General features: G+C 72.0%; 5 protein-coding genes and 1 pseudogene. 3 read left to right on the top strand and 3 right to left on the bottom strand.

The window, feature by feature from the left end; all coding sequences use genetic code 11:
* Positions 1–286: 286 nt before the first annotated feature.
* Complete coding sequence (locus EHS43_RS34805) at positions 287–481, bottom strand: hypothetical protein (protein ID WP_125194633.1); 195 nt, start codon at positions 479–481, stop codon at positions 287–289.
* 167 nt (positions 482–648) lie between these two features.
* On the opposite strand from EHS43_RS34805, the gene EHS43_RS34800 reads away from it, so the two are divergent.
* On the top strand, positions 649–2,664 hold the full coding sequence (locus tag EHS43_RS34800) for an NPCBM/NEW2 domain-containing protein (RefSeq protein WP_185806544.1): 2,016 nt from the start codon (positions 649–651) through the stop codon (positions 2,662–2,664).
* A gap of 88 nt (positions 2,665–2,752) precedes the next feature.
* On the opposite strand, the gene EHS43_RS34795 is transcribed toward EHS43_RS34800, so the two are convergent.
* Positions 2,753–3,703, bottom strand: coding sequence for an ROK family protein (locus EHS43_RS34795; protein ID WP_125194632.1), 951 nt, complete (start codon positions 3,701–3,703; stop codon positions 2,753–2,755).
* A 195-nt stretch (positions 3,704–3,898) separates the two neighbouring features.
* Between EHS43_RS34795 and EHS43_RS34790 the strand changes: the two genes are divergently transcribed.
* Positions 3,899–4,948: a LacI family DNA-binding transcriptional regulator gene (locus EHS43_RS34790; RefSeq protein WP_125194631.1), complete on the top strand. Its 1,050-nt coding sequence runs from the start codon at positions 3,899–3,901 to the stop codon at positions 4,946–4,948.
* A gap of 7 nt (positions 4,949–4,955) precedes the next feature.
* Positions 4,956–5,768 (top strand): hypothetical protein, encoded by an 813-nt coding sequence (locus EHS43_RS34785; protein WP_125194630.1) that lies wholly within the window; start codon positions 4,956–4,958, stop codon positions 5,766–5,768.
* Here the strand turns inward: EHS43_RS34785 and EHS43_RS34780 are convergent.
* Positions 5,714–6,075: pseudogene (locus EHS43_RS34780) on the bottom strand (serine/threonine protein kinase); the annotation flags it as partial. The gene EHS43_RS34785 and the pseudogene EHS43_RS34780 overlap by 55 nt on opposite strands.

The raw sequence follows: 6,075 nt of genomic DNA, 5'->3' as shown, positions 1-6,075 counted from the left end.
CCCCCCAAGCACCCCCGGCAGAGGTAGCCGTCGCGCCCATGAAAGGGCCCGGCAACGCATCCCCGCCCACAGCCGCACCCATACGGCCGCCCTTCACACCCCACCCGAGCGCCAACCGGCACGGCCCTCACGAAGACCGCGCCCTGCCCCGCACGGAGGGGCGCCGCCGCACCCCCTCAAGGGCGCCGGCCACACACCGCCCGCCCCGGACTGCCTGCGCAGCAACGCCGACGGCCCGCGGCGATCACCATCTCGCCGCGGGCCGCCCGGTCGACCAGTCCCCCCGTCAGTCGCCCTGGCCGAGGGCGGTCCCGTCCACGCCGTCCAGGCTCTCGCCGGCGACGGTGTGATCGAGGGAGCTGAGGGTCTTGTCGACGTCGAGGTGATCGAGTCCCTCGCCCAGGGCGTGCGAGGGAGTGACCGCCGCGACGACGAAGCCGGTGGCGAGGGAGGCGATGGCGAGCATGCTGCGCTTCTTCATGGCCTGATCAACGGCACCGGACGGAATGGGTCACGCCGCCGTTCGCCGGACCGTCCCCTTCCACCACAGTCCAACACGTCCTAACGTAAACGCTCACATGATGACGCGTACATGTCGCCACCATGCCTCAGCCCACGCACCTTCCGCTGGTTCGGAGGAACGTAACGATGCGTCACCCTCACACCCGCACGACCCGCCGAAGGATGGTCACCGCGCTCACGGTGCTGCTGCTCGCGGCGCCCGGAACGGCTCCCGCCCTCGCGAGCGACGACAGACCCGCCTCGCCCGCCCTGGCCGACGGCCTCGCCCTCACCCCGCCCATGGGATTCAACAACTGGAACTCCACCCAGTGCCGGGCCGAGTTCAACGAGTCCATGGTCAAGGGGATCGCGGACATCTTCGTCGACAAGGGCCTCAAGGACGCCGGATACCAGTACGTCAACCTCGACGACTGCTGGGCCCTGCCGGACCGGGACGCCGACGGCAAACTCGTCCCGGACCCGGCCCGCTTCCCGAACGGGATCAAGGCCGTCGCCGACTACGTGCACGCCAAGGGGCTAAAGCTCGGCATCTACACCAGCGCTGGCACGAAGACGTGCAGCAACATCGGTTTTCCGGGCGCCCTGGGACACGAGTACAGCGACGCCCGGCAGTTCGCCGACTGGGGCGTCGACTACCTCAAGTACGACAACTGCAACAACCAGGGCGTGGACGCCAAGTCGCGCTACACGACCATGCGCGACGCCCTCAGGGCGACCGGCAGACCCATCGTCTACAGCATCTGCGAATGGGGCCAGAACAAGCCCTGGGAATGGGCCTCGGACGTCGGCCACCTCTGGCGCACCACCGGGGACATCAGCGACAGCTGGGGTTCCATGCTCTCGATCCTCAAGCAGAACCTGCCACTTGCGCCCCACGCGGGCCCCGGCCACTGGAACGACCCCGACATGCTGGAGGTCGGCAACGGCGGCATGACGGACACCGAGTACCGCTCGCACTTCTCGATGTGGTCGGTCATGGCCGCACCCCTGCTCATCGGCAGCGACCTGCGCACGGCCTCCGCCGAGACCTTCGAGATCCTCGGCAACAAGGAGGTCATCGCCGTCGACCAGGACCCGCTGGGCAAGCAGGGCAGCGTGGTCTCGTCCGAGGGCGGACGCTGGGTCGTCGCCAAGGAGATGAAGGACGGCAGCCGTACGGTCGCCCTGTTCAACGAGTCGGGCAGCCCGCAGCGCATCGCCACGACCGCCGCGGCCGTGGGCCTGCCCGCCGCCGACGCGTACACCCTGCGCGACCTGTGGCAGCACAGGACCTACAACGCCGCGGGCACGATCTCGGCGACCGTCCCCGCGCACGGCACGGTTCTCGTACGGGTCACCGCCGAACGCAAGTGGCAGCAGTACCCGCCCGCCGTCGAACTCGGCCTGGAAGGAAGCCTGTTGGTCCAGGCGGCCGCACCCGCCGCACTGACGACCACCGTCACCGACCTGGGACGCAGTCCGGCCCGGCAGGTGTCCGTACGGCTGTCCGGCCCCGAGGGCTGGTCCGTCAGGGCGACCTCGCCGACCTCCGCCGCGGCCCTGCCCACGGGCCGTTCGCTGCACACGAGTTGGTCGGTCACCGCTCCACAGGGGACGCCGACGGGGTCGTACGACCTGACGCTGAAGGCGAGTTACCGCTCGCCGTCCGGACTCCGGGTCGAGACGGTCCTGCCCTTCGACGCGACCGTGGTGGTTCCGCCGCCCTCGGGCACCTCCGGCCTCGGTGATCTGCCCTGGCTGTCCGCCGCCAACGGCTACGGTCCCGCCGAACGCAACACCAGCAACGGGGAGAGCGCCGCGGGCGACGGTCATCCGATCACCATCGGCGGGGTCGTGTACGCCAAGGGGCTCGGAGTCCACGCCGAGAGCTCCGTCGAGTACTACACGGGCGGGTCCTGCGAGACGGTCACCGCGCAGGTCGGCGTGGACGACGAGAAGGGCGCGAACGGCACGGTCGCCTTCGAGGTGTGGGCGGACGGCACCAAGGTGGCATCCACCGGCGTGCTGACCAACGCCATGCCCGCCCAGCCGCTCACCGCGGACGTCACCGGCGCCCGACTGGTCCGGCTGGTCGTCACCGACGGCGGCGACGGCATCGACTCGGACCACGCGGACTGGGCGGACGCGCAGTTGAGCTGCTGAGAGCCGCCGTACGCACGCGACGGCCGGGCCCGGCTCCGGGCCCGGCCGTCGCGTGAACGTTTCTCTCGCACCTGTCGGCCGGGTTCCGTCAGACCACCGCGGCCGGGTGGGTCCGCTTCGCCAGCGCCGCCGCGGCCGCCCCGACCAGGCCGGCGTCCGTGCCCATCTGTGCGGGCACGACCGTCAGACGCTGGACGAAGGACAGGGTCGCGTAGTCGGCCAGCGCCTTGCGCAGCGGTTCGAAGAGAACGTCGCCGGCCTTGCCGACCCCGCCGCCGATGACCGCGATGTCGATCTCCACGAGGGTCGCGGTGGCCGCGATCCCGGCGGCCAGCGCCTGGGCCGCCCGGGCGAAGGAGGCCACGGCGACGGGATCGCCGTCCCGGGCCGCGTCGGCCACCGCGGCGGCGGACGTGTCGCCGTCCGGACCGGGCCGCCAGCCGTTCTCCAGCGCCCGCCGGGCGATGTTCGGACCGCTGGCTATGCGCTCCACGCAGCCGCGCGCGCCGCACGGGCAGGGGTCGCCGTCGAGGTCGACGCTGATGTGCCCGATGTGACCGGCGTTGCCGGTGGGTCCGGCGTGCAGCCGGCCGTTCAGCACCAGGCCGCCGCCGACGCCGGTCGACACGACCATGCACAGCGCGTTGTCGTGCCCGCGCGCGGCGCCCTGCCAGTGCTCCGCCGCCGTGATGGCCACACCGTCGCCGATCAGCTCCACGGGGAGCCCGCCGGACGCCTCCCGGACCCTGCGGACCAACGGGTAGTCGCGCCAGCCCGGCACGTTCACCGGGCTCACGGTCCCGGTGGAGGCGTCCACCGGGCCCGCGCTGCCGATGCCGAGGGCGCCCGCGCGCCCCCACAGCGGGGAGTCCGTGAGCTCGCCGAGGGTCTCCTCGACGGCGCGCATCACGCTCTCGCCGTCCTCCTGCGCCGGCGTGGGGCGCTGGGCCCGGAGCAGGATCCGGCCGTGGCCGTCCACCAGCGCTCCGGCGATCTTGGTGCCGCCGATGTCGAGCGCAGCCACGAGGTCGGTGTGCATCAGTGTCAGTTCTCCCCGTTCAACCTTGAGGAATGGACAGGCCGGTGTCGCGGTGGGGGCGCTGGCCGACAGATTGCGGTGGACAGTGTCTCCCGCATCTGACAACGTTGTCCAGGCTCTATGCTCGACGCCACATCCTCATACAAGAACATGGATCGCCGCATCCCCGTCGACCACAGGACAGGACGCCGTATCGTGCCCGACACCCACAGCCGAGCAGACCGCCTCGCCACGACCCGGTACGGCAACCGCCCGACCATGAAGGACGTGGCGGCCCGAGCCGGCGTCGGACTCAAGACGGTCTCCCGCGTGGTCAACGGCGAACCGGGGGTCACCCCCGAGACGGAGCACCGGGTACGGGAGGCCATCGAGGCCCTCGGCTTCCGCCGCAACGACAGCGCGCGCGTGCTGCGCAAGGGCCGTACCGCCAGCATCGGCCTGGTTCTGGAGGACCTCGCCGACCCGTTCTACGGACCCCTCAGCCGCGCGGTGGAGGAGGTCGCCCGGGCCAACGGCGCCCTGCTCATCAACGGCTCCAGCGCCGAGGACCCCGAGCGCGAGCAGGAACTGGTGCTGGCGCTGTGCGCCCGGCGGGTGGACGGCCTGGTGGTCATCCCGGCCGGTGACGACCACCGTTATCTGGAGCCGGAACTGAAGGCGGGGGTCGCCACGGTCTTCGTGGACCGTCCTGCGGGCCGGATCGACGCCGACGTGGTCCTGTCCGACAACTTCGGCGGGGCCCGCGGCGCCGTGGCCCACCTCATCGCCCACGGTCACCGGCGGATCGGCTTCATCGGCGACATGCCCCGCATCCACACGGCCGCCGAGCGGCTGCGCGGGTACCGGGCCGCCATGGAGGACGCCGGCATCGAGGTGGCGGACGCCTGGACGTCGCTGGGCGTCACCGACCCGCAGCGGGTGCGCCGGGCGGCCGAGGACATGCTGTCCGGCCCCTCTCCCGTCACCGCGATCTTCACGGGCAACAACCGGGTGACGGTCACCGTGATCCGGGTGCTCGCCGAACACACCCGCAGAGTCGCCCTCGTCGGCTTCGACGACATCGAACTCGCCGATCTGCTCCAGCCGGGCGTCACGGTCGTCGCCCAGGACGCGGCGACCCTCGGCCGTACGGCCGCCGAGCGGCTGTTCCGCCAGCTGGACGGCACGCTGCTGACGCCGGAGCGGATCGAACTGCCGACGCGGCTGATCACCCGGGGCTCGGGCGAGCTGCCGCCGGCGGACTGAGCGACCGGTGGACGGCTTCACCCTGGAGGCACTCGGCCTGGCCGAGGCTCCTCGCGATCACCCACTGCGGTATCCCGGCGCCTGGCCGGCGGACTCCGCGGTCCTCGACGGCGACCGGCTGGTCCCCCTCGACGAATCCTCGCCGCCCGGCAGGCGGTGGTACGAGGGCCGCGAGCCCGTCCTCGCGGTCGGCTCCAACGCCAGCCCCGGGCAACTGCGGCACAAGATGGCCGAGTTCGCGATCACCTCGCCGATCCCGATGGTGAGGGCGAGGGTGACCGGCGTCGACGTGGGCGTCTCCGCACACGTGAGCCGCATGGGATACGTCTCCGCGTCGCCCTTCCAGGCGGCCGATGCCGTACGGGAGTTGTTCGTCATCTGGCTGGACGCCGAGCAGCTCGCGGTGATCGACGCGAGCGAGGGCGTGCCGCTGCCGCACGGCAACTACGGGCGGGCCTGGCTGCCCGCGCCCGAGGTGCGGGTCGAGCTGCCGGACGGCGTCACACTGCCCGGCGTCCACTCGTACGTCAACCGCCACGGCGTCCTGCACGACGGCACCGGCGCCCCGCGCACCCACCCCGGCCAGCGCGAGCTGCTGACCGAACTCCTCGTGGGTTCGGCCCGGTTGCGGGAGCTGTTCGGCGTCACACCCGAGGAGTTCGTGGCACGGGCCCGCGCCGACCGGCACCTGTGCGCGACGGGCACCCGGCTGTTCGCCGACGAGAAGCGGGTCACGGACTCCGGCCTGGAGCGGTACGTGACGGTTCAGCAGACCGGGAGTCCGGGCACCGGCTCGTCGTTGCCGCCGCCCTTGATGTAGACGTCGCTGACGTAGACGCCGGTGTTGCCGCTGTCGTCGTCCGTCCTCGCCCACCAGACGTTGGTCCACTCGCCGGACGTCTCGCGGCGCCCCAGGTTCGACTGGCAGAAGAAATAGTTGGTGCCCGCGTAGAGCACGCCTGCCTCGGCGCCGGAGGCGGTGTAGGACTTGGCGGTCTTCCAGACGGTGCAGTTGTACTTGCCGCCGCCGACGGCGGTGCAGGCCGGGGCCGGTGCCGGGGTGCTCGGGTCGCCGCCCCCGGCCGTACCGCCGTCCCCCGAGCCGCTGCCACCCGTGTCGTCCCCGC

This window comes from Streptomyces sp. RP5T (genome assembly GCF_003933965.1).
Lineage (GTDB): Bacteria > Actinomycetota > Actinomycetes > Streptomycetales > Streptomycetaceae > Streptomyces.
Note: the sequence above shows the minus strand (reverse complement) of the source record. Positions and strands in the feature narration are given on the sequence as shown.

Coding starts and splice junctions, on each gene's coding strand:
- EHS43_RS34805 (WP_125194633.1), bottom strand. CDS start 481: ATGAAGAAGCGCAGCATGCTCGCCATCGCCTCCCTCGCCACCGGCTTC.
- EHS43_RS34800 (WP_185806544.1), top strand. CDS start 649: ATGCGTCACCCTCACACCCGCACGACCCGCCGAAGGATGGTCACCGCG.
- EHS43_RS34795 (WP_125194632.1), bottom strand. CDS start 3,703: ATGCACACCGACCTCGTGGCTGCGCTCGACATCGGCGGCACCAAGATC.